We start from the raw sequence: 23,976 nt of genomic DNA on the forward strand, positions 1-23,976 counted from the left end.
AGTTCGAAAAGGAAAGTCTATTTTCTAACTGAATGCGCAGATTTTTGAGCATATCAAGGCGCTTTGTCGTACACCATAGCGAGCTATGGTTAGGCAAAGCAACGCAGAGAGGCACGCAAAGATGCCTATTCAGCGGCTCTGCTTATCCAGAGCTCAGGTTAACTAATGTTGAAGAAGGTGTAGTTAAAAGCCAGCATTAAGCTGGCTTTTTTATGATGTAATGAATGTCAGGAGCAATATTGCTAGGCTTCGACAAATCCTAGCTGGACTTTGAGGCCGCCTAATTTTTCGCTGTGTTCGAAGCTCAAACTCATCTCATATTGCTCGGCAATATCTTTCACTATCGATAAGCCTAAACCATGTCCCATGGTGGCTTCATCAAGACGCTTGCCGCGATTAGTCAGCTGGGTTAGTTGTTCGGTTGCTACTCCAGGACCATCATCTTCAATGATTAAATTGAGCTGTCCCTTGTTGTTTGTGGCGCTGACATAAACCCGTGAACTGGCCCATTTATAGGCATTATCGAGTAAGTTTCCAATCAACTCCATGCCATCTTCACGATGAATTGGTAGGCGAGCAATAGTCTCAGGAATCTCAAACTCACACTTGATCTGCTTGGCTTGATGTACCTTATCCAAGGTCTGTGATAGATCCAATAGATCTTTTGGCAGCTGCATCTGTGCTGCTGGTAACATATCTCCAGTGATCCGCGCGGCAGCGAGTTTACGTTCGATCATCTTATGCACTTGATCCAGTTGCTTTTGCAGTGCTATGGCCGCATCGGGATCTTTAAGTCCTAAAGCTTCTACTTGTTGCTGCATCACCGCGAGTGGGGTTTTCAGGCCATGGCTTAAATTCCCCAAATTATTACGACTGCGTTCCATCTGCTTACTCGTATATTGCAACAGATCGTTGTAAGTGGTTGCCAATGGGGCAAGTTCTGGTGGAATGTGTTTAATATCTAAAGCGGTTATTTCGCCTTCTCGAAGTTTCACTAGCGATTGCTGCATCTCATTTATCGGCTTCAATGATTGCCTTAATACGATATAAATACCGCAGATCATCGCCAGCAGCATGGCGAGGTTAACCCCTAACTTGGTGCCATAGACTTGGGTGAAAACTTGGCGACCAATACTGAGATCTTGGGCAACCGTTAGGGTGGTTTTGATATTGGTATCGGCGTTACTCAGTCCGATGGAGAGTAATTGAATATCGTGATTTTGTGGCCCTTTGGCTTGCCATGAGCGGCTTTCACCTTTGGTGAGAGGCTCTATGGTTAGCCTTTGATCCCACAATGAGCGCGAGCGCAGCTCAAGATCATTAACGTTAAGCTGATAATAGCGGCCGGAGTAAACAGGCTTGTAGAAACCTGATAGTTGTGATGAGTCGATATTGATCTCGCCATCATCAAAGTTTACCGCCAGTACCACCTGCTGTAGATCTTCCTCTAAGCGAGCAATAATCGAGTCGTGAAATGCCTGCCTTAGCATCGACTCGAAAATCATAATGGCGACAAATGTGGTGATGATCACTAAGCCTGATAGCCAAAGGCTTAGCTTAGTGCGGATCGATATCATTCGATTATGCCGTGGAATATATAGCCTTGGCCACGACGGGTTTCGATGGCGGTTTTACCTAATTTTTTACGTAGGTGCGTCACATACACTTCGACGACGTTACTCTCCTTCTCATCATCGAATTGATAAAGCTTGTCGGTTAATTGCGCCTTGGATAACAGCTTCTTCGGTGACATAAGGAAAATTTTCAGTAGACGAAATTCCATCGCAGTAAGCTCAAATTGCTGCTCGCCCACCATGACGCTTTGCTGTCCTTCATCTAAGGTAACGCCTTCGAAACTGAGTTCCTTGGTTGGCGTGCTGGCTTTGCCATGGGCACGATTGATTAAGGCGTGAATACGAGCCAATAACTCTTGAGTATGAAACGGCTTACCTAGGTAATCGTCTGCGCCGGCATTGAAACCTTCTACTTTTTCATGCCATTGGCTACGGGCTGTCAGCATGATCACTGGCGTGTTAAGACCATTGTTACGCCACTTTTCTAACAGGCTTAAACCGTTGCCATCGGGAAGACCAATATCAAGAATGACGCAATCGTAGTTGGTTTCTTTAATTAAATAGTCTGCTTCGCTGGCCTTGTCGGTGATGTCGGTAACATAGCCGGCTAGTTTTAGCTGTTTTCCAAGCTCTTCAACTAAAAGCGTGTTGTCTTCAACGAGCAGCAATTTCATAGTAAGCCTTTCAGGTTTTGTTTCAGATGATCGCCATTTGTAGCGCATGGGCTACATTAGCCACAATTTAACCAATAAAGAATAATACACTTTTTCTATAAGTGGATGTAGTTTAGGGCGCTAATTTGTCGACCTGGCAGGCCTTAGGAATTGAAGAATGTGATTTAGGTTTACCTGTTGTAGCGTTCATGGTGAAAGAAATGATGTCGCCAGCAAGATTACGTAGCTGTAATGAGTAGAGCCAATCGCCATTGCTTTGGTACAGGTTTGCATCGAGAAGTTTACCCGAGCAGTATTCTTCTAGGTTGGAGAGAGCGAGATCGAGAGACAAGATCTTGCCTTCATTGACCAGCTGTTGAGCCTGGTTATGTTCAAGTTCGATTAGGGCAGCCGCTTGGCTCAATGGGACTGATATGAGTGAGAGCGTTAAGGCGCTAACAAGGTATATCGGTTTCACTAAAGCTGTCCTAAAAAAAATGACCTGACAATATGTCAGGTCACTTTAACGAACATCCATTAATTCTAACTTAATGCTAGCTTAGCGAGTGCCGTAAACTACGATAGTTTTACCGTGAGCTTGAATAAGATTTTGTTCTTCAAGCATTTTTAAGATACGACCTACGGTTTCACGAGAACAACCCACAATTTGACCAATTTCTTGGCGTGTGATCTTGATCTGCATACCGTCTGGGTGAGTCATCGCATCAGGTTGCTTAGCTAAGTGCAATAATGTCTGTGCAATACGGCCTGCTACATCTAGGAAAGCTAAGTCACCGACCTTTTGGCTTGTGCTTTGTAGGCGATAAGCCATTTGCGAAGAAAGCTTCATCAAGATCTCAGGGTTAACTTGGATCAGTTGCTTGAACTTCTTATATGAAATTTCAGCAATCTCACAAGCTTGCTTAGCGCGAACCCAAGCAGTACGTTCAGCCTGTTCTTCAAACAGACCCAACTCACCGATAAAGTCACCTTGGTTAAGGTAAGAGAGAATCATCTCTTTGCCTTCTTCATCTTTAATCAATACAGCAACAGAACCTTTAACGATGTAATACAAGGTATCAGAGTCTTCACCAGCATGGATCAAAGTGCTTTTAGCTGGGTATTTATGAATGTGACAGTGTGATAAAAACCATTCTAAAGTTGGATCCGGTTTAGGCTTACCAATCAGAGCCATGCCTATGTTCCTCGACTGATTAATGTAAATACAAGAGTATCCTAAATAAGCAGATTACGTCAATTGAGCTAAAAAACCTGAAAATAAGGCTAAATTCTGCACGGAGAATGCAATCGCTACTTTAATGCTGCCACTTTAAAATATGAAGGTTGATTTTGATACATTAGCAATCTATGTCAACTAATACTGTTAAAAGCCTCTGTTATTTAGCCGATTATGTTGCACAAATCACATCTGTTTATAGGTCGAACACTTACTTAGATCACATTGGTATCTTGATAAAAGTGGCTTTTAGTAGTTTTTTCTCGACTTGATTGGCCAATTATTGCTACCGTTAGGCCTCTATTGTCTCGTTCGGTTAGTCGTTTTGAGGCAATTTTGCCTAAGTCGTTTGGGCGATAGTGTTGAGGAGATTCACCAGTGAGATTGAACGTTTGGGTTGCGGTATTAGGCTTATTCATGACCGCGACAATAAGCCACAATGTACAGGCTTTTTCGATTCCACAAACGGAACAAACAGTGAATGCCAGCAGGCTGGCTTATATTCAACTTCGGGCAACTGAAGGTGAAGCTGAGGCGCAGTTTTTATTAGGCTTGATGTATTTGTCGGGCCGATTTGTTGACCCCGATTTACAGCAAGGTCGTATGTGGCTGCTTAATGCTGCCGAGCAAGGTCATCTTAAGGCGGCAAAGACCATCGCGGATCTCGCTTTCGATGGCAAAATTATCGACCAAGATCTGAGTTTAGCCGAACACTGGTATCAGCAATTAGCTGTGGAAGGGGATAAGTGGGCCGAATTCCGTTTAGGTTTTATTTATGCCGCTGGTGGTAAAGGCATTGAGCGTAATTGTGGTAAAGCGGTCGATCACTTCTTGAGTGTTGGTGATGAAGTGTCTCTGGGGAACGTAGTGTGGATTTTATCTACCTGTCCAGAGCCGGAATACCGTAATGGTGACCGCGCTATTGAAATAGGTAAGGGCTTGGTCGAAGCTAACGAGCAAGATCCTACTAACCTAGATAACCTTGCTGCAGCGTATGCGGAAATTGGCGATTATACAGCGGCAATTCATACTCAAAAACGTGCGATTGAAGCATTAAAGCATTCGTCGCAGCTGAACCGTTTTGATGAATTCGAACGTCGTCTGCAAAAATATCAGCAGCAACAACCTTATCGAGAAGTGGTTTCACTCACTGATTAACCCATATTTATGTGGTTCGAGCTGGCTCAATCAAGACCGAATTTGTCGTGATGTTATTGGGGGAATGTCATTGCAAAGAGGGGGAGAGTTGAGACGCTAGCATACTCGAGGAAGTAAACAGATCAAGATGGGGGAATTCACTCCCAAGAGTATACTAACTATCAGTATTTCGCCTGAAATCCCGATGTGTAGAAGTCTATCTTGACTGACTTAAATCAAACTTAACTGATTCTTATTCGCTATCTAAATCCAGCAAATGTTGGCGCTTTTCCAATAAGTCGCGGATCAGTGGCGTCAAAATTAATTCCATCGCCAATGACATCTTGCCGCCAGGCACCACTAAGGTGTTGATACGTGACATAAACGAGCCATCAATCATCTTCAGATAGTAGGGAAAGTCGACATTTTTAATACCACGAAAGCGGATCACCACAAAACTTTCATCAAGACTCGGAATGGTTTTTGCGCTGAACGGGTTCGAGGTATCGACGGTAGGTACTCGCTGAAAATTGATGTGTGTGCGCGAAAACTGCGGCGTCATATGGTTAATATAATCGTCCATGCTGCGCACGATTGATCCCATCACTTTTTCGCGGCTGTGGCCTCTATCTGAGGTATCGCGAATAATTTTTTGAATCCACTCTAAGTTGACGATGGGCACCATGCCGATCAGCAGATCCACATGCTGCGCTACATCACAGTCGTCGGTAACCACACCACCATGAAGCCCTTCGTAATAGAGCATGTCGGTATTTTCAGGCAGTGGATGCCATTGGGTAAAGGTGCCGGGCATCTGATTGAAGGGCACGGCTTCATCGAAAGTATGTAGGTAAGAGCGAGTCTCACTCTGTCCCGTTGCGCTGTAATCGCTAAAGCACTGTGCCAGCTTCTTAAAGTCATTGGCTTCAGGCCCAAAATAGCTGATGTTTCGATTGTCTTTTTGCGCCTGACGGATCTTCAGCTCCATCTCTGGACGGGTATAGTGATGAAAGCTGTCACCCTCGATAACGGCTGCGTTAATTCCCAATTGACGGAAAATATGACTAAAGGCAGTCGTAGTCGTGGTGGTACCTGCTCCAGAAGAGCCGGTAACGGCAATAATAGGGTGCTTAGCTGACATGTTTTTACCTAAAAACGCTGAAAATAGGCACCTTTGCAAAGCAAAGGTGGAGCAGTAGTTATACGGCACAGACCTATAAAAGGTCAATTGCCACTTTGGTTTAAGGTGTAATGGTTAAGGTATTATCCTTGTGCCTGATGGCAATAGATTCATCGTCCTCACTGTATTCGACCAATAACTCACCTCGAGCAAGGGCACGCTGGCATTGTGCTATTGCATTCGATAAGGCCTTGTCATCGAGCGTCGCAAAACTGCCATCTTCCATCTGTGTCAGCAGATACTCTTTAATCAAATTATTTAAGGTTTCAGCGGCTAGTTGCTGTAATGCTTCATAGGGCACTAACATGAATTATTGTCCTTGCTCGAACAGGAAATGGACGATGCGTTTCTCTAAATAAAATTGGGGTTTCAATGGCGTGCCGCCATCAATAAAGCCGACATGACCGCCGTGGTTATGTAGTTCATAAACCACCGCCGGAGCTAATTGGTTTTGGCTGGGGATCACTTCATCGTTCATAAAGGGATCGTCCTTAGCGTGGATCACCAGCGTCGGCGTTGTGATTTGGCTTAAATAGGGTAAACCGCTGGAACGGGCATAATAGTCGTCGACCCCTGTGAAACCATGAAGCGGCGCGGTGACTCTATCATCGAATAGGTGAAAGGTGGTGAGCTTGGCGACATCGGCCTGTGTCAGCGGCATCTGTGGGCTCAAGTCAGGGATGTTGAGCTTGTCATAGACTTTCTGTTGTAGCTGCTTGATCAAATAGCTTTGATACACCTTTGAAAAGCCATTTTTGAGTCGGGTGGCGCAGGCCGCTAGTTGTAAGGGCGCTGACACTACGACTGCACTTTTAATCAGACTCGCATGCTGCTGTTCGCCTAGATATTTGGCCAGCACATTGCCGCCTAAACTGTAGCCAACGGCATATATGGGGCAATTTGGAAATTGCGCTTGGAGCATCAATAAGCTGGATTGGAGATCTTGGGTATCGCCGCTGTGATAGCTACGGGCTAGTCGATTAGTGACACCCGAGCAGCTGCGATGGTGATGCACCAGGGCACAAATATTTTGTGCTGCCAATATTTGCAGTAGTCGTCTGGCATAATGGGAATTGGCACTGCCTTCTAATCCGTGGACTAAAACGACAATAGGTTCTCCTTCTACAGGGATACCTGACCAATCGAGATCGATAAAATCACCATCATCGAGTTCGAGTCGTTGACGTTTTAAATGCGGTTTTTTTACCTTAGTGAATAGGGGTAAGATGGTTTGAATATGGGGATTTCTCGCCCACCATGGTGGTGAAAATTGGAGCTTAGTCATAAATTTGCTATTGCTGCATTTTAAAACGTGTGTTTAATTATGTAGGACAAGTGTAACACAGAAGTTGATGCCGGAAGAGGCAAGCTTTAATTTCAGTGTAGGCGCAAATCTTGGTTGGCTCAATGTAAGGAACACAATGAAAAGACGCACCTTTTTATTAACGGCGCTTGCGGGTACCGGTGCTTTGGCTCTGGGAGTGAACCTGTATCATCCGCCCCATGTCGGGGTGATTAAATCCCTCGATAGGGAGAACCGTCTACTGTTCAGTGTGCTGATCCCTGTGTTACTCGATGGTGCGCTGCCTCAGACGGAGTCGTTAAGGTTGGCGGCACAGAATCGCACCTTAGATGCTATCACCAATATGATCGAGGAGTTACCCAGAGAAAGCCGTGACGAATTAGGACAGTTAATTGAGCTATTGGAGTCACGCCTTGGTTTGCTGTTATTAACCGGCAATATGACGCCATTACTGCTGCGTTCGCCGCAAGCTCTGGCCGAGATGTTAGAAACCTGGCGGAGCAGTTATTTGGACATGATGGTGTTGGCTTATCAAGGACTACGTGAATTGGTTATCGCCAGTTATTACGCTTGTCCAGAGCATTGGAGCCAGATTAATTACGAAAAGCCTCAGCTCTTTACCTGATCAACTCGACAAGCATCAGATGAAATTTTCAATCACCTATTTAATCATTTGTTCAAATAAAAGCACCACCCTGGAGGGTAAGTTGTGGCGATAGCAGATCCCATAGTTGAAGGTTTAGCGGGAGGCTGGCATCACATCGATGGCAGTACACTGACAGGCAATGTCACTCTCGAAGCCGATGTCGTCATTGTTGGAAGTGGAGCTGGTGGTGGTGTCGCTGCAGAGATCTTATCCAAAGCAGGCTTGTCGGTGATTATCGTCGAAGGTGGTCCGCTTAAGTCTTCCGAGAGCTTCAATATGGAGGAGCGCCGTGCTTATCCTAATCTGTATCAGCAAGCAGCCTCGATGAAAACCAAAGACAAGGGCATTGGAATCTTTCAAGGCCGTGCCGTCGGTGGGTCGACTACAGTGAATTGGACCACCTCTATCCGCACTCCAGACAATACCTTAGATTATTGGGCGAAGCAGAAATCCGTTGCTGGTCTTAATAGCGAAAGCTTAGCGCCTTGGTTTGAGCAGATGGAACAGCGACTGAATATCAAGCAGTGGAGCTACGATCCCAACCGCAACAATATGGCGCTGAAAAATGGTTGTGAGGCGCTAGGCTGGCAATACACTCGCATTAAACGCAATGTCGCAGGCTGCTGGAATACTGGCTATTGCGGCATGGGCTGTCCGGTTAATGCTAAGCAGTCGATGTTGATAACCACGATTCCTTCGGCGCTAGATCAGGGAGCAATTCTTGTCAGCCGCGCCAAAGTTACCAAAATCGAACATCATAAAGAAAAAATATTTGCCCTTAAGGCACAGGCGCTGAGTGAATCGTTAAACTTCACTGGCGTCGAACTGATGTTTAAGGCCAAACACTATGTGTTAAGCGCCGGGTCTATTCATACGCCGGTGATGATGATGCAATCGAAACTAACCGATCCTTATGAAATACTCGGTAAGCGTATCTTTTTGCATCCTACTGTGCTCAGCGGCGCATTATTTAGCGATGCGGTAAACGCCCATAGCGGCGCGCCTCAATCGATTTATAGCGATCAATTTGTGTGGCAAAACGGTGCCGATGGTGAGCTGGGTTATAAATTGGAAGTACCACCAGTGCATCCGGTGTTGATCTCATCGAAAACCTTAGGTTTTGGTCAGAGTCATGCCGAGTTGATGGCCAAGTTTAATCAAATGCAAGTCACTATCGCCTTGGTGCGAGACGGCTTCCATCCGCAGAGCCAAGGCGGCACTGTAGAGTTAACACCCCATGGTTTCAACTTAGATTATCCCTTAGAACAAGCGTTCTGGGATGCGGCACGGCGCGCATTTGCCAGTATGGCGGAGTTACAGTTTGCGGCGGGGGCGAAAAAAGTCTTACCTATCAGTGAAGGCATGCCTTTTATGACCAGTTGGACACAGGCCAAGCAGGCCATCAGTGAGATGGATTTAGCGCCGTTAAAAACCGTGGTGGCTAGTGCTCATGTGATGGGGGGCTGCCCAATGGGAGAAGACACGCAATTGGCGATGGTTAATAGTCAGGGCGACTCACATTATTATGAAAATCTGTCGGTGATGGATGGCTCGATTTTCCCGACCAGCTTAGGCGCAAACCCGCAGTTGTCTGTGTATGGCATCACGGCGCGTAATGCCACGCTACTTGCCGAGCGATTAAAGCCTCAGTCGGTGACGCAGTCTAGTTAACTGGGGTTTGGTTAGCTCGGCGGCTCATGAGGTGCGGTTAAGTATGAGCCGCGAGTGAACTCAGCTGAGGATAATCACTGCTATCGAGGCCAAACAGCAATAAGTAGCCTTGGAGGTTAGTCGAAGATTCAGCAGGCGAGACAGGCTGGATTGACGCATCGTTTTGGTTAGCCGTTAACTGATTAAGCTTGCGTAACAGTAAGCTCTGAGTCTTGCGCTCTAACATCAATTCGACTTCGAGCATCTTCTGATACTCTTCACCCTCTAGATGATGCTTACTCAACTTTCTCAGGCGGCGATAGGGCTGTAACACTCGTTGATCATGATGGTCGATTTCGACAAACAGTTGCTGCCATTGTTGGCGGCTCAGTACATAGTCTTGTTGATCTAGCCACAGCGCCAGCAGCAACAGATTTACGTTAACCCCATATTCATCCTGCAGATTGATAAATAGTGGCTGTTGCTGGGCGTAAATCTGATCGCAAGTTTGCCATAACGATGCTGTAAATGGCTTAGCTACATTCATATTGCTTCCTTTGCTTTGCAGTCCTTTCCATGTCTTTTAGACCGTTTTATCTTTACTGGCTCTCTCAATTCTGAGCCTCTAGCCTCGGCTCCTTGAATTACGATTTTAATTAAATACTAGCTTAGCTCGGCATTAACCTGTTTTTCGATGGCTTCGATCTCTTCTTGTAACTCAAGCCACTCCATCTCACTCTCTTCGAGGGCTTGAGTGAGTTGAGTTCGCTCACTTAATACTTCAGTGAGTTGAGCCTTATTGTCGGCATCGTACAGGCTGGTATCGGCCAACAGGTTTTCCAGTTCACTGAGGCGCTCATTGTGCTGCTGCTGTGCTTTTTCCAGTTTGGCTTGCGCTTTCTTGTGGGGCGATAGCTTTTGTCTTAACTCGGCTTCTAGGCGTTTTTGCAGTTTTTTATCTTGAGCAGGGGTCGCGTCCAGTATCACTTCGCTCTTGTTATCACTCTTAGCCGCATCTAATAACCATTGATGATAATCATCGAGGTCGCCGTCGAAACTGCGTACTTCTCCTTGATCCACAAGATAATAATCACTACAGCTCAGACGCAGTAAGTGTCTATCATGGGAGACGATAATCATCGCGCCTTCGAAAGATTGCAGTGCCATTGTCAGGGAATGGCGCATCTCAAGATCTAAGTGGTTGGTGGGCTCATCCAGCAGTAACAGGTTGGGACGTTGCCACACCAGTAGCGCCAACACTAAACGGGCTTTTTCACCACCAGAGAAAGGTCGCACTGGTGAGAGTGCCATATCGCCATGAAAGCCATAACCGCCGAGAAAATCACGTAGCTCTTGTTCTCTGTGTGTCGGTGCTAAGCGGGTAAGGTGTTGCAGTGGCGAATCATCGAGACGCAAAAATTCAATTTGATGCTGGGCGAAATAGCCAATATTCAGGCCAGGATTAGTCTCATACAAACCGCTCATTGGCTTAAGTTGCTCTGACAACAGTTTGATTAGCGTGGATTTACCCGCGCCATTGCGTCCTAACAAACCGATGCGAGCACCGGGCACCAAGTTCAGGTGAACATGATTTAAAATGGCTTTGTCGCCATAGCCGACAGAGACTTTTTCCATGGTCACTAGCGGATTAGGCAATGCTTCGGGGGCTCGAAACTCCATATAGAATGGGCTGTCGGCCTTTGAGGGCAATAAATCGGTCATCCGCTCCAAGGCTTTTAAGCGACTCTGGGCCTGTTTCGCTTTACTGGCCTTATAGCGAAAACGGTCGACGAAAGATTGCATGTGCGAACGCTCTTTCTGTTGGCGTTCGTAGGCCACTTGTTGCTGCGCCATACGCTCGGCGCGGATCCGCTCAAACGCGCTGTAATTACCTTTGTAGTAGTTAAGCTTTTGCTGTTCTACATGAACGATTTCATCGACGATGGCATCGATAAAGTCTCTGTCGTGACTGATTAAGACTAAGGTGCCTTGGTAAGATTTAATCCAACCTTCGAGCCAATACATTGTGTCTAAATCTAAGTGGTTGGTAGGCTCATCCAGTAACAAGAGTTCTGAGCGACACAGTAGCGCCTGAGCCAAGTTAAGACGCATACGCCAACCACCGGAAAAACTTTTGACAGGGTTTTTCTGCTCGGCTTCACTAAAGCCTAAACCTGCTAATAAACTGGCGGCACGAGAATGAATCGCATAGCCGCCGATGGCATCAATTTTGCCGTGCAGCAGGGCAATTGCATTACCATCATCATCCAGCTGAGCCTGATGTAACGCTTGCTCTAGCTGACGATATTCTCGATCGCCATCGATAACATACTCGATAGCACTCACATCCAGCGCTGGTGTTTCCTGAGCTACGGTGGCAATTTGCCAGCCACTGGGGACATTAATTTCGCCCTTGTCCAAGCTCAGGTGACCTAAGATCAGTGCCAGCAACGAAGACTTACCTGTGCCGTTGGCCCCCACAAGACCCACTTTATGGCCGGGATAAATGGTCAGTGAGGTTTCGTCCAATAAGGTTTTGGAACCACGGATAAGTTGTGCTTGGGTGATGGTGATCATTAAAAAGTCGACTTGAAGCTAGCTGGAGATAATGGCCAAGGATAATACCCTAGAACCGACTATGCTTGCTATGTTTTAGGTCGAACAATTATACGGTGTTTTAGATCTGTTTATGGCAAAATAACCTCAGTCCCACCTTGATGGTCAGTAATACAGGTTAATACCAAGTGAAAAGAGTCAAAAAACGTTTTGTTGCAGGAGCCAAGTGTCCCAAGTGTCAGGCGCAAGACAGCATAGTACTGTTTAAAGAGCAGGGCGTAGAAACCGTTGAATGTGTCGAGTGTGACTATCGCGAGCAACAAGCTGAACAGCAGGTCGCCGCTAAAGCCAGCGGCGATGTTATCGGGGTTTTTAAACCTTAGCTTGGTTTTTAGCCTTAAGCTGGAAGTTTAATCCTTAAAACCTTGTTGTAAGAAGAGATGACGGGTCTGGTTAAAACGAGACTCGTCGCATTCGATAAAATCGATACCCAGTTGGGCGTTTTCTTGGCGAAACTTATCGAGCTTGGCAATTTCATACTCATTCATCACGATATTCATCGCTTCGACGGTCCATTCAGGCTCACCTAAGCCGACATCAACTTCATCGGGGTCATAATGGGTGACCATCCAGTCTTGTAGCTGTTCGGCGCTGATCGCTTGCTGTTTCCAAAGGTTAATTTGCTCAATTAACTGAGCTTTGGTGATATTGGCTTTATTCATAAGCTGACTTATCTTCTGAGTCTTGTTGAGACAATTGGCTGTAGGGTAACCGTAAATGGAGTTGGATGCGATATCTTGCCGATGATTTACCGCGATTGCCACAGCATCTTGGCTAAAAGATTGCTATAATCGCCGCCAATTACTTTGACTGTTGCAGCGCGACAGTTGTAAGCCTCTCCGATTAGGAAAATACCGTGACTCAAGCCACTCCCCCAGCCGCTAATAATCAAGCCGCCAATAATCAAGTCGATAACAGCACCGCATTTGAGCGTTTGCCGTTAAAAACCGAATTGCTCGATACCCTAAAAACCATAGGTTTCGAGGCGATGACGCCGATTCAGGCAGCCAGTCTTCCCGCTATTCTCGACGGTGAAGATGTTATTGGTCAGGGCAAAACGGGTTCAGGGAAAACGGCGGCGTTTGGCTTAGGGTTGCTGAATAAGCTCAATGTGAAGCGTTTTCGTATTCAAGCCATGGTGATGTGTCCGACCCGTGAACTGGCGGATCAGGTGGCTGCGGATCTGCGTACCTTGGCGCGCGGTATTCATAACATCAAAATTCTAACCCTGTGTGGCGGCGTGCCTATGGGGCCTCAAATTGGTTCTTTAGAACACGGCGCGCACATTATTGTGGGTACGCCAGGGCGTATCATAGATCATCTGGATCGTGGCCGTTTAGACTTAGATAACGTCAATATGTTGGTGCTCGATGAAGCGGATCGCATGTTGGAAATGGGCTTTCAAAAAGAGCTCGATGCCATCATGTTAGCCGTGCCTCGTGAGCGTCAGACCTTGTTATTTAGCGCCACTTTCCCTGAGCAGATCCAAACCATTAGCGAGCAGTTTTTGGTTAACCCTGTGATGGTTAAAGTTGAACAAAAACATGATGGTAATACGATTGAGCAGCACTTCTATGAGTGTGGTAACAATAACGATCGAATGAAGGCATTGCAGCTGTTATTGCTGGCTAACCGTCCTGAAAGTGCGGTGGTGTTTTGTAATACCAAGCGTGAGACCAAAGATGTGGCGGCGAAATTGACCAACGCAGGTTTTAGCGTGGTTGCCCTACATGGCGATCTGGAGCAGCGCGATCGCGATCAGATGTTACTGAGGTTTGCCAACAAGAGCGCCAGCGTGATGGTGGCGACAGATGTGGCGGCTCGTGGCTTAGACATAGATGCGCTGGATATGGTGGTTAACTACCATGTGGCTTACGACACCGAGGTGCATATTCACCGTATCGGTCGTACCGGACGCGCAGGCAGTAAAGGTGCGGCGCACACCTTCTTCAATCATGAAGATGGTTACAAAATTGCCTTGTTAGAAGATGAAATTGGTCGTGATATTGTTGGTGAGGCCTTGCCCAGTGAAAGCCTGCTTGATACTTATCCGCCGCAGCCTCGCATGGTGACGATTCAAATCGATGGCGGCAAAAAGAACAAAGTACGTCCGGGTGATATCTTAGGGTGTTTGACTGGCGATAATGGGATTGAAGGTTCACAAGTCGGTAAGATTAAAATCACCGAATTCCGCTCTTACGTCGCAGTGGATCGCAAGGTACTGAATAAGGCGCTTAACAAGATTATTAAAGGCAAGCTCAAGGGCAAAAGCTATCGTGCATGGGAGTTAAGATAGCCTCTAAGCCGGCATTACAAAATAAAAAGGAGCTAACTTAGGTTAGCTCCTTTTTTGTTATTTCAGTCTATATATTTGAAGTGTTAGCTTTTTGCGGCGGCAGCGGGGTTGGAGCGACGAGAACGACGGCGAGCGGGCGCGTTGCCATCTTTATGCTCGCTCTTACCTTGGTGTGGACGGCGTGCTTTATTCGGCTTTGGCTTTTGCGTCTGACTTTGTGAACTGTCCTTATCAGGCGCTTTTTGAGCTTCATTTTTACCAGCCTTGTTACCCGCTTTATTGCCCGTGCTAGCTTGATTCGAACGCGAAGCAGGGCGGCGATTGTCCTGTTTTGCTGCGGCGTTACGTGGGCCTTTATGTTGCCCATGACGCTTAGGAGTTAAATCTGTGGTGGCAAGCGCGTGAGTCGGCTCGAAACCTTCGACTTCACTACGAGGCAGCACTTTACCGATCAGGCGTTCGATATCCGCTAACAACTTAGTTTCTTCACTGCTCACCAAAGAGATCGCCTTACCATTGGCGCCTGCACGGCCTGTTCGGCCAATACGATGTACATAATCTTCTGGCACATTGGGCAGATCGAAATTAACCACTTGGGGAAGCTGATCGATATCTAAGCCACGCGCAGCAATGTCGGTTGCCACTAATACCCGTACTTCGCCGCTTTTGAAATTAGCTAGCGCTTTGGTGCGCGCGCCTTGACTCTTATTGCCATGAATCGCCGCTGCAGTGATGCCTTTGGCCTCTAAGTTTTTAGCCAATCGGTTGGCGCCATGTTTGGTACGGCTAAATACCAATACTTGTTGCCAGTCGTGCTGTTTGATCAACGTTATCAAGGCCGCAGATTTACGGGTTTTATCGACAGGGCATATCAGCTGCTCGACACTGTTAGCCGTGGTGTTACGCGGGGTGACTGATATCTCAACTGGATTATTTACTAAGCCTTTGGCTAAGGTTCGGATCTCATTAGAAAAAGTGGCTGAGAACATCAGGTTTTGGCGTTTGGGCGGTAAAATCGCCAAGACTTTTTTGATGTCATGGATAAAGCCCATGTCGAGCATACGGTCGGCTTCGTCGAGGACTAAAATCTCTAGCTGGCTAAAACTTAAGGCTTTTTGGTTATACAGATCCAATAATCGTCCCGGTGTTGCCACTAAAATATCGACGCCGCGACTAAGCTGCTTAATTTGTGGCACGATTCCCACACCACCAAATACAACGGCGCTGCGTAGTGGCAAGTTCTTCCCATAAGTTGTTACGCTTTCGGCAATTTGCGCTGCCAGTTCCCTTGTGGGTGTTAATACCAAGGCGCGTACTTGTTTCGCTCGGGCGCGTTCACCACGGCTGAGCAGTTCAAGTAGTGGCAAGGTAAAACCTGCGGTTTTTCCGGTTCCGGTTTGTGCTGCGGCCATGACATCTTTGCCTTCCAAAACCGCAGGAATCGCTTGGGCTTGGATAGGCGAAGGGGTTTGATAACCTTTTTGCTCGACAGCTTTTAAAATAGGAGCAGATAAACCTAGGGAGGTAAAACTCATAGATGGGTCTCTTGAGGCTGCTTGGGCAGCGAAATTCAGGGGGCCAAGTACGTTGGCGGGCGTGCAGCTTACAGGATCTGCCTTCTGAGCGCTAATTATTCGATAAAACTGACACTATTGTTGCAGTTTAGCTTAAGCTTGGCTGGTGGATCACACTTGTTTTTACCACTGACTTTGGGCCTTAGTAGCGATAATTCAATTTAATCGAGTTATTCGAGCTATCATGATTGAGTTTTGTGCAAATGAGACTACAATAGCCGCCTTTCGGGCTATCCCTCACTTGGGTAATGCCCATAGTTGGAATCTGTTTTTGGCAAGTGTTGATAGCGAATGTAAACGCTCGAAGAGCATGCCTTTACTCAATTTAGGATTGAATCATGTCACAAGATAAAAAGTATGCCCTTCGCGTTGTTGAAACCGAACAAGGCTGGAGTGCTCAAGTCACCCGTCGTATGACCGCGCGTAAAACCGTAGTGACTAAGAAAAAAGAGGGCTTCGCGACTCAGGAAGAAGCGAGCGAGTGGGGCAACAAAGCACTACAAGCTATCGTGGAAAACTTGATGGTACGCAACGAGCGCCGTGCGAAAAGTCGTGAAGAACGCACCGAAGCATTAGCAGCAAAAGAAGCGGCTGCTGCCGCATGGCGTGAAGCTCATCCAGATGCTGACGAAGCTGATTTCGAAGACGATTATGATTTTGACGACGAAGAGTAAATCGTCGTTTAGCGTTAATATCTAGCGTATAGCTGCAAATATAAAGCCCAATGGTGAATCACCATTGGGCTTTTTAATTGCCGTTTTTTTAAAGCTTATCGCCTAAAGCTTAGCGCTATTTTCCCAGCGCTGGCGTGCGTGGCGGGATCATCCGCTTGCTGCCAGTGGCCTCGAAGGCGCTTGCAAAGCTCAATAAGTTATTGTCGTCATAAGCACGGCCTGCGAAGGTCAAACCTACGGGCATGCCAATATCGGCCATGACTCCCATAGGTACCGTCACTGTGGGAACACCCAAGTGGCGAATCGCCAAGTTACCGTTAGCGACCCAAACGCCGTTGCTCCAAGCAATGTCGGCAGAGGCGGGATTAATGTGGGCATCAGCAGGCCCCACATCGGCTACGGTGGGAAACAGCACGGCATCGAGTTTCAGCTCGTCCATCCAATCTTCCAGATCCAGCTTGCGGGTTTGCTCTAAGCCGCGCAGACCATCGGGGATGCTGTCGATTTCGTCATAAGATTTAAGGCCACGCTTGGCCATGTTGACATACTCTTCCATGCCCGCGGCTAAATCACCTTCACGATTTGGCAAGGTGCCAAGATCATGGGGGAAGATATGATAGCCGTTCACATCTGCTAGTCGGTTAAGTTTAGGGTCGTTGTTGGCGCGCAGAAACTCATCGAATGCCCAGCCCGATAACTCCCATAACTCATCTTCTAGGAATTGCTCTGTGACTATGCCGCGATTGAATACGGTCGGTGCGTCAGGTCGGTCGCCTTCACAGTTAGATACCAGCGGAAAGTCGACTTCGATGACTTCGGCTCCGGCAGATTCCAGTGCTTGACGCGCCGCTTGCCAAAGATCGATCACCGAATCACGAGTATGGATCCGTTGACCCGTTGGGCCACCGATACCGGGGTTTTCGCTTGTGCCAGCCAATTCATCTTTATTGATGAACATGCGTGGTACACCGAAACGTTTCCCCTTGAGGGTGTCGGCCTGAGCGGCAAGGCTCAAGTAAGACTCTGGACGAAGTGTCGATGCCTTAGGGATCTCGACCCAAGGTTGCAGCCGCCATAGATCACCACGGGTGATAGGGTCATCGGCAACGATGATATCGAGCACTTCGAGCATATCAGCCATGGTGCGAGTGTAAGGCACCACCACATCCATGGTGGGGGTGAGCGGCCAGTTGCCGCGCACAGAAATCACCCCGCGTGACGGGGTATAGGCGCACAGACCATTGTTGGATGCAGGTCCACGACCACTCGACCAAGTCTCTTCCGCGAGGCCGAACGTCGAGAAACTTGCCGCAGTGCCTGTACCTGCACCATTGGATGACCCCGAGGCAAACGGAGCCGTGAGGTAGTCAGCATTGTAGGGGCTTTCGGCGCGACCGTAGTGACCGCGTTGCATACCACCGTTGGCCATAGGTGGCATGTTGGTTTTGCCTAAACAGATGGCACCAGCGGCGCGCAGGCGCTCTACAGCAAAGGCGTCGAACTGGGCAACTAAATCCTTGAAGGCAGGGCTGCCCGACGCGGCGGTGAGCCCCTTTACTAGATAGCTGTCTTTGGCTGTGTAAGGAATGCCATCGAGCGGGCTAAGTGTTTCACCGCGAGCACGGCGAGCATCAGAGGCTTGGGCTTCTTTAAGTGCATCGGGATTGTGAACCACTACGGCATTGAGCTTAGTTTCTGTCGCAGGGCCGTCATATGCCTCAATGCGTGCCAGATAAGCATTCACCAGTTCTACGGCGGTAGTGCGACCGGATTCGAGCGCGCTACGTAGCTCAGCAATAGAAACCTCAGTGACTTCAAACATGGGTCGCTCCTTGTTATTTACCTGAGGGGATCTGTTGGGTTATACAATGAATATTACCACCGCCTAATAAGATCTCGCGCGCAGGCACACCGACTATTTCATACTCAGGGAAAATCTGCTGCAGTTTCTGTGCAGCGATATCGTCAGTTGAGGGATCGAGTAGCGGGAAAACGATGCGATTATTGGTGATTAAAAAGTTCACATAAGAACCCGCTAAGCGTTCGCCCGCAGTACGTGGCACGCCAGTTCCCTCAATGACACCTTTTGATTCCTCTTCGGTGCAATACAGTGGCCCCGGTTGTGGCATCAGATGGACTTTTAATTTACGCCCTTGTGCATCGACACTATTTTGCAACACATCTAAAGCGGCTTTCGAGCGAGGATACTGAGGATCTGACTCATCATCAGTCCAGTGTAAAATCACTTCACCGGGACGAGCAAAACAGCACATATTGTCGATATGTCCGTCGGTTTCATCCATGTACACACCTTCAGGCAACCAGATAAACTGCTGCACATTCAAATAATCACTCAGTAACGCTTCGATCTGTTCGCGACTCAGATCTGGGTTGCGGTTAGCGTTGAGCAAACATTCTTCTGTGGTTAAACAGGTGCCTTCACCATCTACGTGAATCGACCCCCCTTCGAGGATCAGTGGCGCGCTATAACGGGCAAATCCTTGCTGAGTTAGCATTTGAGTGGCAACTTGCTGGTCTTTATCCCATGGATAATACAAGCCACCGTTATGTCCGCCCCAAGCATTAAAGCCCCAATCCACACCACGGCAGTCGCCATCGCTATGGGTCACCACCGTTGGCCCCGTATCGCGCGCCCAGCAATCGTCACTGTCGATTTCGACCAGAGTGACGTGGGTAGGCATTACTTTTTTAGCCTCTGGCAAAAATGCCTTGGGAACACCCATATAAACCGGAGTCACTGCGCCTATGGCATCTGCCACCTTGGCAAATGTCGCCTGAGCATAAGCCCCTGCAGAGCGCCAGTTGTCAGGACGGTATGGCCAAATCATCCATACTGCCTGCTGCGCTGCCCATTCGGCGGGCATGCTATAACCATCTTCAGATGGTTTAGTGGTTAACTGCGCGGCATCCACATTCGCGTTTGTCATGAAATTTGTCTCCAGTAATGCTGAAAAACTATAAGGGATGAATCCAAACATAGGACGATAGAATAGGAATACCGTGAATATCAATCAAGTGGTATTTGGTGCTTGTCGGAAAACAAGTTAGCTAAGTTTCTTTCTGCTAGGTCTGATCTTATTTGGCGCTATCACTATGATGTAGCGTTAGGCTTCAATCTTTTGAATTGCTTGCAGCAGGCTGATGTGCAGGTACTGCTTCGACACGCTGCAAGTACGTCCATGTAGGCTCTACCGTGACATCCATGTCACGGAAGGTCTCAGCCGCACCTACACCGGATTATTCGTCTCTTCGATTTAGCTGTATGGGAAGGATTTGGACAAAAGCGAATTAGATTTTTGCTCTAATTCATTAGATTAGAATTAATATTTAGGAGGCTAACGCCTAATTTAGGGGCCGAAGCTGCATAGCAGCGGAGCTCCCAGACTGCTTGCGGGCTACTACAATTACTTTTTTTATGTTTTTTTGCATATTATTTTTCGCCACAAAGCCCTAAGGTTGATACCGAACCCCATAAAGTTTGGTTTCAGTTCCACTATTTCTTCTTCAGACTTTGATGCTTCTGGATTAATTCCTGCTTCATTACCTTTAGCTTTAAGGCCTTCAACATTTTTAATCTTGGCTAGAGTTTGTTTTGATGTCTTATTGTTCTCTAAATCAATATCTTTTGAGTCTTCTATGTCGAACATTGGCATATGCTATCCTCTGCCTCTCAAGTACTCAGTATACCATCTGACTATTTTTGCAGCAGCAGACAGACGGAACGATGTGCTCGTATAACTATCATCATCTGTGCAATTGGAGGCTTTTAGTCCTCTGACTCTTTTTGCCCTTACACCTGTATTAACATTCAAAAAGCTTGCACCAGAGATATTAACTTCATTGCTATCAGAAACATCAATACCAATTTGCAGTCCAGAAAAACCGCAATCAATTATTTTAATGTCCTTACAGTTTTCAATTTTTATTCCAACCGGCATCGGACTCTCCTTGGAACATAACCTCCAAAGCAGCGAGCGCCGCTTTTTGGCGCCCGCTGCCTTTGCTTGTTACGTGTTTTGTTGCTTAAGGGTACAATAACTCTCTTTGCTGACTTTTATAATAAAGTGAAGAAGAACCGCACAGAACCCTGAGATTATTCCTGCTTCAACACCCATAATACTTGCTACGGAGGCAGCAACAGTAGCAACTATGACTTTTGTACCTTGCTCACTTACTTCTTCAAGTGATTTTCTTAACTGGTCGTATTTTGAATCACTGGTGCATATCAAAGTAAAAATCTCATGCTTGACCTGCTCCCAATAGCTTTTGGGAGGTCTAGATTCTTTTTCTTGTTTGGCTCGGGCAATGAAAGCATCTTTGTCGCCAGTGGCGGCCATAGGTTTGGACAACCCTTCTTTATACATAAAGATTGCAGCATCTTCAGGATCATCTTCATATACGAACAAGGCTGGAGCCATATACTTCAACTCTGTTTCAGATAACCCTGCTATCCAGTTATTCATAATCTTCCTAATTGATTACACGTAACATTTTATTGGTGCGCATGCGCATATATTTGGCAAAACGCGCATGCACATTTAATAAACATATTATCTAGGTCGAACTTTTTCAAAGTTATTGATTAATAAGAACTCTATCAGAGTGGTGCTGGGAAAACGAGCACAAAAATTTGTAAAATGAGCATAGCTATTGATTCCTATGCAAAGTGATCTCTTATTCAAAGTGATAAGTAAGGTTCACTTATTTCATTAGTCATCAACACTGCCAAATCGAAGATATGAAATTCCCAAGTGTAGATGCGGCTGAGGGTATCGAAAACATGGATGTTTTCGTTAAGCTGCCATGGATGGCGTACAGCGTCCCGAAGAAGTATCTGCACATAAGCCCACCGCAGGTGATAAGTCACAATGAAGTGACAACTTCAGATGAGGTCATCAGATATCTAAAAGGCTCAAACTCACCCAAAGTTAATTCAAAACATTGGTGCATCCATGCACAGCACCCACCGCAGGGGATTCAAACCCAAAGGTTAAGTCCAAGTTTAGTAACACAGGTTTAGTAACAACAGGGCATCCGTATTGAGTCGCTTTTAATTTAACTTAAAGCGCCCAACTGAAGTTGCTAACTGTGTCGCCATTGCCATCGTATTATTAGCGTGTGCGCCGTTATCAACGGCAACATCTAAGTTATCTTGTGTATGTCCTGCCAAGGTGGTCAAGTCTTGACTAATATTTTGAGCAACTTGAGCTTGCTCCTCAGTTGCAGTCGCAGTTTGTGCTGCCATTTCACTGACGTTGCTACATGCCTTCGATATATTTTCTAGTGACACTAATGCTTGCTTAGCTTTTTCTGCTGTTGAAATGGTACCTTCGCTGCCTTTATTTATAGACTCAACAGCTTTTTCCACACCAGACTGTAAGCTCTCAATCATTTTTTGAATACTTTGTGTAGACTCTTGTGTGCGACTCGCAAGGGAACGAACTTCGTCGGCTACTACGGCAAAGCCTCGGCCTTGTTCACCAGCACGAGCCGCCTCTATCGCTGCATTTAGCGCTAATAAGTTGGTTTGTTCCGCGATGCTTCTTATGACGTCTAAAACAGAGGCTATGTCATTTGAATTTTCGACTAGATGTTCAATGACATTTGCAGCAGTACCTATTGTTACGGATAGCTCTTCCATATCATTAACGGTACTTTTAGTGATATGACTCCCTTCTTGGGTTAGCCTATTTACTTCATCAATTTCGTCAGATGTGGAAACAGCGTTTTGTGCTACTTCTTTGACAGCGTAGGACATTTCATTTACTGCTGTAACAATAGAGTCAACTTTATGTGCTTGTTGTCGGCTTGTATCCTGAATGCTGGCAGCGCCTTCATCGAGTTTCTCAACGCCTGAAATAACCGTTTTTGATTGTTCCAAAATTGAACCGATTAACTCTGACAACCCCGCAACGAACTCGTCAAAGTCATTGGCTAACTGGCCTATTTCATCTTCTCTTTTAGAGTTGATCCTTCTCGTCAGGTCTCCATCGCCGCTGTTTAATCCCTTGATTTCGTGCGATAGCGCCAAAATTAAACCTGACAATGACTTTGGCCCCAGTGTCCCCACAGTAAAGGTAAGGCCAACAATCAAAATGCTGAAAATCATTAATGCATAACTCGTATTGGTTACACTTTCGATTGTTTGACGACTTAAGTCTAAACTGGCCTTGTCAGCATCTTCTCCCGCATTGTTATAGTACTCTCTTAGCGCATTAAATTTGGTCACAACGTCTGTTTTACTTAAGTTTTGGGCTGCGGTTAATTCGCCTCTTTCAACTAAAGAAAAAACCTCTCTTGCATGACTTAGCCAATCGTTATAGGCATTTTCAAATGTGCTAAGCTTTGACAATATTTTAGGGTACGCCTCCATTAACTCTTGATAATCTTGCATTTTATCTAAAGCTTGTTGCGCGTTTTCTTCGAATTCGGTGCGGTTATCATTAAACTTTGAACCGCTATTTTCACCTTGAAACAGCCTTAATTCAGCGGCTTGTGCTTGGTAGAGGTCTCTATCTGCATTTATAACGGATGAAATAGCCAAATTAAATGTTTGACCAATTTGTGTTATCGCCTCTTCCGTTTTTGCAATTAACTTTGTGTATAAGAAAACGGAAACAATAAAAACCACCGCAATGGCACAAAACATCGCTGTATATCTAAATCGGATACTTTTAAAGTTCATTGAGGTTGCCTCTATTCTGATAAATCTACGACCAAGCTATCTATAGTTGTCGGCAAAATTCAGTTTTACTTAATATTCCGATGCATAATATTTTTGTAGTGCGCATTGCTAAACCCTAGAACAGTAGCGACTTCATAGAGTTATCATGAAATAAAAATACGAGGTGTTACATGCGCTATTCCATTCGGCTAGAAAATGAGTTGTTTTCGAAGCCATGTATTAGTCGACAATCCTAGGTATTAGTCGACAATCCTAGCCCGGGAATCGGCTTTCGCTGTTTTTAGTTTCCTTTATCTTTAGGCTTTTCTTTTTTCGGGAAGTTAAGATCGACTTTTTCGTTTTCTTCAGATTTCACGCCAACGGCAATATAACCCACATCTTCCTCTTGACCTGTATCTGGGGAAATCCGGGTTTCTGTACCGTTGTCATGATATGGCTGCATACCGCTACAGGCTGGTAGTAATACGAGTAATGATAAAAGGGGCAAAAACTGCTTCATACAACATCCTCTTAGTTTATTGCGTTAACTATTTCGGGGGGAAGTTCTGTTTCCTGCTCAACAAAGTAGCAGAAAGAGTTAACCTACCTCAAGCTGAATTAGTAGCGTTTGAAAGATGCCCTTGTTGCTGTTTGTTCTGGTTCCATCAAGATAAAACCGAGTTCCCCTGTTTTTTGATCTAGCTCAATTTTTGTGAGGCGGATAGCAATTAGCTCGCTCGTGATTTATTAG

General features: G+C 46.3%; 24 protein-coding genes. 6 read left to right on the top strand and 18 right to left on the bottom strand.

What is annotated here, in order from left to right:
- Positions 1–242 precede the first annotated feature (242 nt).
- The 4 genes from L1D21_RS11320 to crp form a co-directional block, all read right to left on the bottom strand.
- Complete coding sequence (locus L1D21_RS11320) at positions 243–1,577, bottom strand: ATP-binding protein (protein WP_239845355.1); 1,335 nt, start codon at positions 1,575–1,577, stop codon at positions 243–245.
- The gene (locus tag L1D21_RS11325; protein ID WP_239845356.1) at positions 1,574–2,248 is read right to left on the bottom strand and encodes a response regulator transcription factor; all 675 of its coding nucleotides are present in this window, start codon (positions 2,246–2,248) and stop codon (positions 1,574–1,576) included. The genes L1D21_RS11320 and L1D21_RS11325 overlap by 4 nt, the downstream gene beginning before the upstream one ends.
- Positions 2,249–2,360: 112 nt before the next feature.
- On the bottom strand, positions 2,361–2,705 hold the full coding sequence (locus tag L1D21_RS11330) for a hypothetical protein (protein WP_239845357.1): 345 nt from the start codon (positions 2,703–2,705) through the stop codon (positions 2,361–2,363).
- A gap of 81 nt (positions 2,706–2,786) precedes the next feature.
- Positions 2,787–3,422, bottom strand: a complete 636-nt coding sequence (gene crp, locus L1D21_RS11335) for a cAMP-activated global transcriptional regulator CRP (protein WP_011864391.1) — start codon at positions 3,420–3,422, stop codon at positions 2,787–2,789.
- A 420-nt stretch (positions 3,423–3,842) separates the two neighbouring features.
- Here crp and L1D21_RS11340 point away from each other — a divergent pair, with 420 nt between their 5' ends.
- Entirely contained in the window at positions 3,843–4,622 is a 780-nt protein-coding gene (locus L1D21_RS11340; protein WP_345773515.1) for a tetratricopeptide repeat protein, read from the top strand.
- 232 nt (positions 4,623–4,854) lie between these two features.
- Here L1D21_RS11340 and L1D21_RS11345 read toward each other — a convergent pair whose 3' ends face one another.
- The 3 genes from L1D21_RS11345 to L1D21_RS11355 form a co-directional block, all read right to left on the bottom strand.
- On the bottom strand, positions 4,855–5,742 hold the full coding sequence (locus tag L1D21_RS11345; RefSeq protein ID WP_239845358.1) for a phosphoribulokinase: 888 nt from the start codon (positions 5,740–5,742) through the stop codon (positions 4,855–4,857).
- A gap of 100 nt (positions 5,743–5,842) precedes the next feature.
- Entirely contained in the window at positions 5,843–6,088 is a 246-nt protein-coding gene (locus L1D21_RS11350) for a YheU family protein (protein ID WP_239845359.1), read from the bottom strand.
- Positions 6,089–6,091: 3 nt separating this feature from the next.
- A complete protein-coding gene (locus L1D21_RS11355; RefSeq protein WP_239845360.1) occupies positions 6,092–7,066 on the bottom strand; it encodes a hydrolase in 975 nt (324 codons plus the stop codon).
- A gap of 136 nt (positions 7,067–7,202) precedes the next feature.
- Between L1D21_RS11355 and L1D21_RS11360 the strand changes: the two genes are divergently transcribed.
- Together L1D21_RS11360 and L1D21_RS11365 are read left to right on the top strand one after the other, a co-directional pair.
- Positions 7,203–7,709, top strand: a complete 507-nt coding sequence (locus L1D21_RS11360; RefSeq protein ID WP_239845361.1) for a TAT leader-containing periplasmic protein — start codon at positions 7,203–7,205, stop codon at positions 7,707–7,709.
- Between the two features lie 84 nt (positions 7,710–7,793).
- Positions 7,794–9,401 (top strand): GMC family oxidoreductase, encoded by a 1,608-nt coding sequence (locus L1D21_RS11365; RefSeq protein ID WP_239845362.1) that lies wholly within the window; start codon positions 7,794–7,796, stop codon positions 9,399–9,401.
- Positions 9,402–9,438: 37 nt separating this feature from the next.
- On the opposite strand, the gene L1D21_RS11370 is transcribed toward L1D21_RS11365, so the two are convergent.
- The gene (locus tag L1D21_RS11370; RefSeq protein ID WP_239845363.1) at positions 9,439–9,927 is read right to left on the bottom strand and encodes a TIGR02444 family protein; all 489 of its coding nucleotides are present in this window, start codon (positions 9,925–9,927) and stop codon (positions 9,439–9,441) included.
- A gap of 116 nt (positions 9,928–10,043) precedes the next feature.
- Positions 10,044–11,957, bottom strand: coding sequence for an ABC transporter ATP-binding protein (locus L1D21_RS11375; protein WP_239845364.1), 1,914 nt, complete (start codon positions 11,955–11,957; stop codon positions 10,044–10,046).
- Positions 11,958–12,124: 167 nt separating this feature from the next.
- Here L1D21_RS11375 and L1D21_RS11380 point away from each other — a divergent pair, with 167 nt between their 5' ends.
- Positions 12,125–12,319 carry a YheV family putative zinc ribbon protein gene (locus tag L1D21_RS11380; RefSeq protein WP_239845365.1) on the top strand — a complete coding sequence of 65 codons (195 nt, stop codon included), beginning with the start codon at positions 12,125–12,127 and terminating at the stop codon, positions 12,317–12,319.
- Between the two features lie 27 nt (positions 12,320–12,346).
- On the opposite strand, the gene L1D21_RS11385 is transcribed toward L1D21_RS11380, so the two are convergent.
- Positions 12,347–12,658 (bottom strand): hypothetical protein, encoded by a 312-nt coding sequence (locus L1D21_RS11385; RefSeq protein WP_239845366.1) that lies wholly within the window; start codon positions 12,656–12,658, stop codon positions 12,347–12,349.
- Between the two features lie 194 nt (positions 12,659–12,852).
- On the opposite strand from L1D21_RS11385, the gene dbpA reads away from it, so the two are divergent.
- The gene (gene dbpA, locus L1D21_RS11390; protein ID WP_345773516.1) at positions 12,853–14,292 is read left to right on the top strand and encodes an ATP-dependent RNA helicase DbpA; all 1,440 of its coding nucleotides are present in this window, start codon (positions 12,853–12,855) and stop codon (positions 14,290–14,292) included.
- Positions 14,293–14,375: 83 nt separating this feature from the next.
- Here the strand turns inward: dbpA and L1D21_RS11395 are convergent, their stop codons facing one another.
- Positions 14,376–15,827, bottom strand: coding sequence for a DEAD/DEAH box helicase (locus L1D21_RS11395; protein ID WP_239845367.1), 1,452 nt, complete (start codon positions 15,825–15,827; stop codon positions 14,376–14,378).
- Between the two features lie 377 nt (positions 15,828–16,204).
- On the opposite strand from L1D21_RS11395, the gene L1D21_RS11400 reads away from it, so the two are divergent.
- A complete protein-coding gene (locus L1D21_RS11400) occupies positions 16,205–16,540 on the top strand; it encodes a DUF3622 domain-containing protein (RefSeq protein ID WP_239845368.1) in 336 nt (111 codons plus the stop codon).
- A gap of 115 nt (positions 16,541–16,655) precedes the next feature.
- Here the strand turns inward: L1D21_RS11400 and L1D21_RS11405 are convergent, their stop codons facing one another.
- The 7 genes from L1D21_RS11405 to L1D21_RS11435 form a co-directional block, all read right to left on the bottom strand.
- On the bottom strand, positions 16,656–18,362 hold the full coding sequence (locus L1D21_RS11405) for an amidase (RefSeq protein WP_239845369.1): 1,707 nt from the start codon (positions 18,360–18,362) through the stop codon (positions 16,656–16,658).
- Positions 18,363–18,375: 13 nt separating this feature from the next.
- Positions 18,376–19,488, bottom strand: coding sequence for an agmatine deiminase (gene aguA, locus L1D21_RS11410; RefSeq protein ID WP_239845370.1), 1,113 nt, complete (start codon positions 19,486–19,488; stop codon positions 18,376–18,378).
- A gap of 486 nt (positions 19,489–19,974) precedes the next feature.
- Positions 19,975–20,208, bottom strand: a complete 234-nt coding sequence (locus L1D21_RS11415; RefSeq protein ID WP_239845371.1) for a hypothetical protein — start codon at positions 20,206–20,208, stop codon at positions 19,975–19,977.
- A 9-nt stretch (positions 20,209–20,217) separates the two neighbouring features.
- Positions 20,218–20,499: a hypothetical protein gene (locus L1D21_RS11420; RefSeq protein ID WP_239845372.1), complete on the bottom strand. Its 282-nt coding sequence runs from the start codon at positions 20,497–20,499 to the stop codon at positions 20,218–20,220.
- 69 nt (positions 20,500–20,568) lie between these two features.
- The gene (locus L1D21_RS11425; protein WP_239845373.1) at positions 20,569–21,024 is read right to left on the bottom strand and encodes a hypothetical protein; all 456 of its coding nucleotides are present in this window, start codon (positions 21,022–21,024) and stop codon (positions 20,569–20,571) included.
- A gap of 587 nt (positions 21,025–21,611) precedes the next feature.
- Positions 21,612–23,246 (bottom strand): methyl-accepting chemotaxis protein, encoded by a 1,635-nt coding sequence (locus L1D21_RS11430; RefSeq protein ID WP_239845374.1) that lies wholly within the window; start codon positions 23,244–23,246, stop codon positions 21,612–21,614.
- A gap of 280 nt (positions 23,247–23,526) precedes the next feature.
- Complete coding sequence (locus tag L1D21_RS11435; protein WP_239845375.1) at positions 23,527–23,745, bottom strand: hypothetical protein; 219 nt, start codon at positions 23,743–23,745, stop codon at positions 23,527–23,529.
- Positions 23,746–23,976 lie beyond the last annotated feature (231 nt).

Origin of the sequence: Shewanella sp. Isolate11, from assembly GCF_022398315.1 — a bacterium.
Taxonomy (GTDB): Bacteria; Pseudomonadota; Gammaproteobacteria; order Enterobacterales; family Shewanellaceae; genus Shewanella.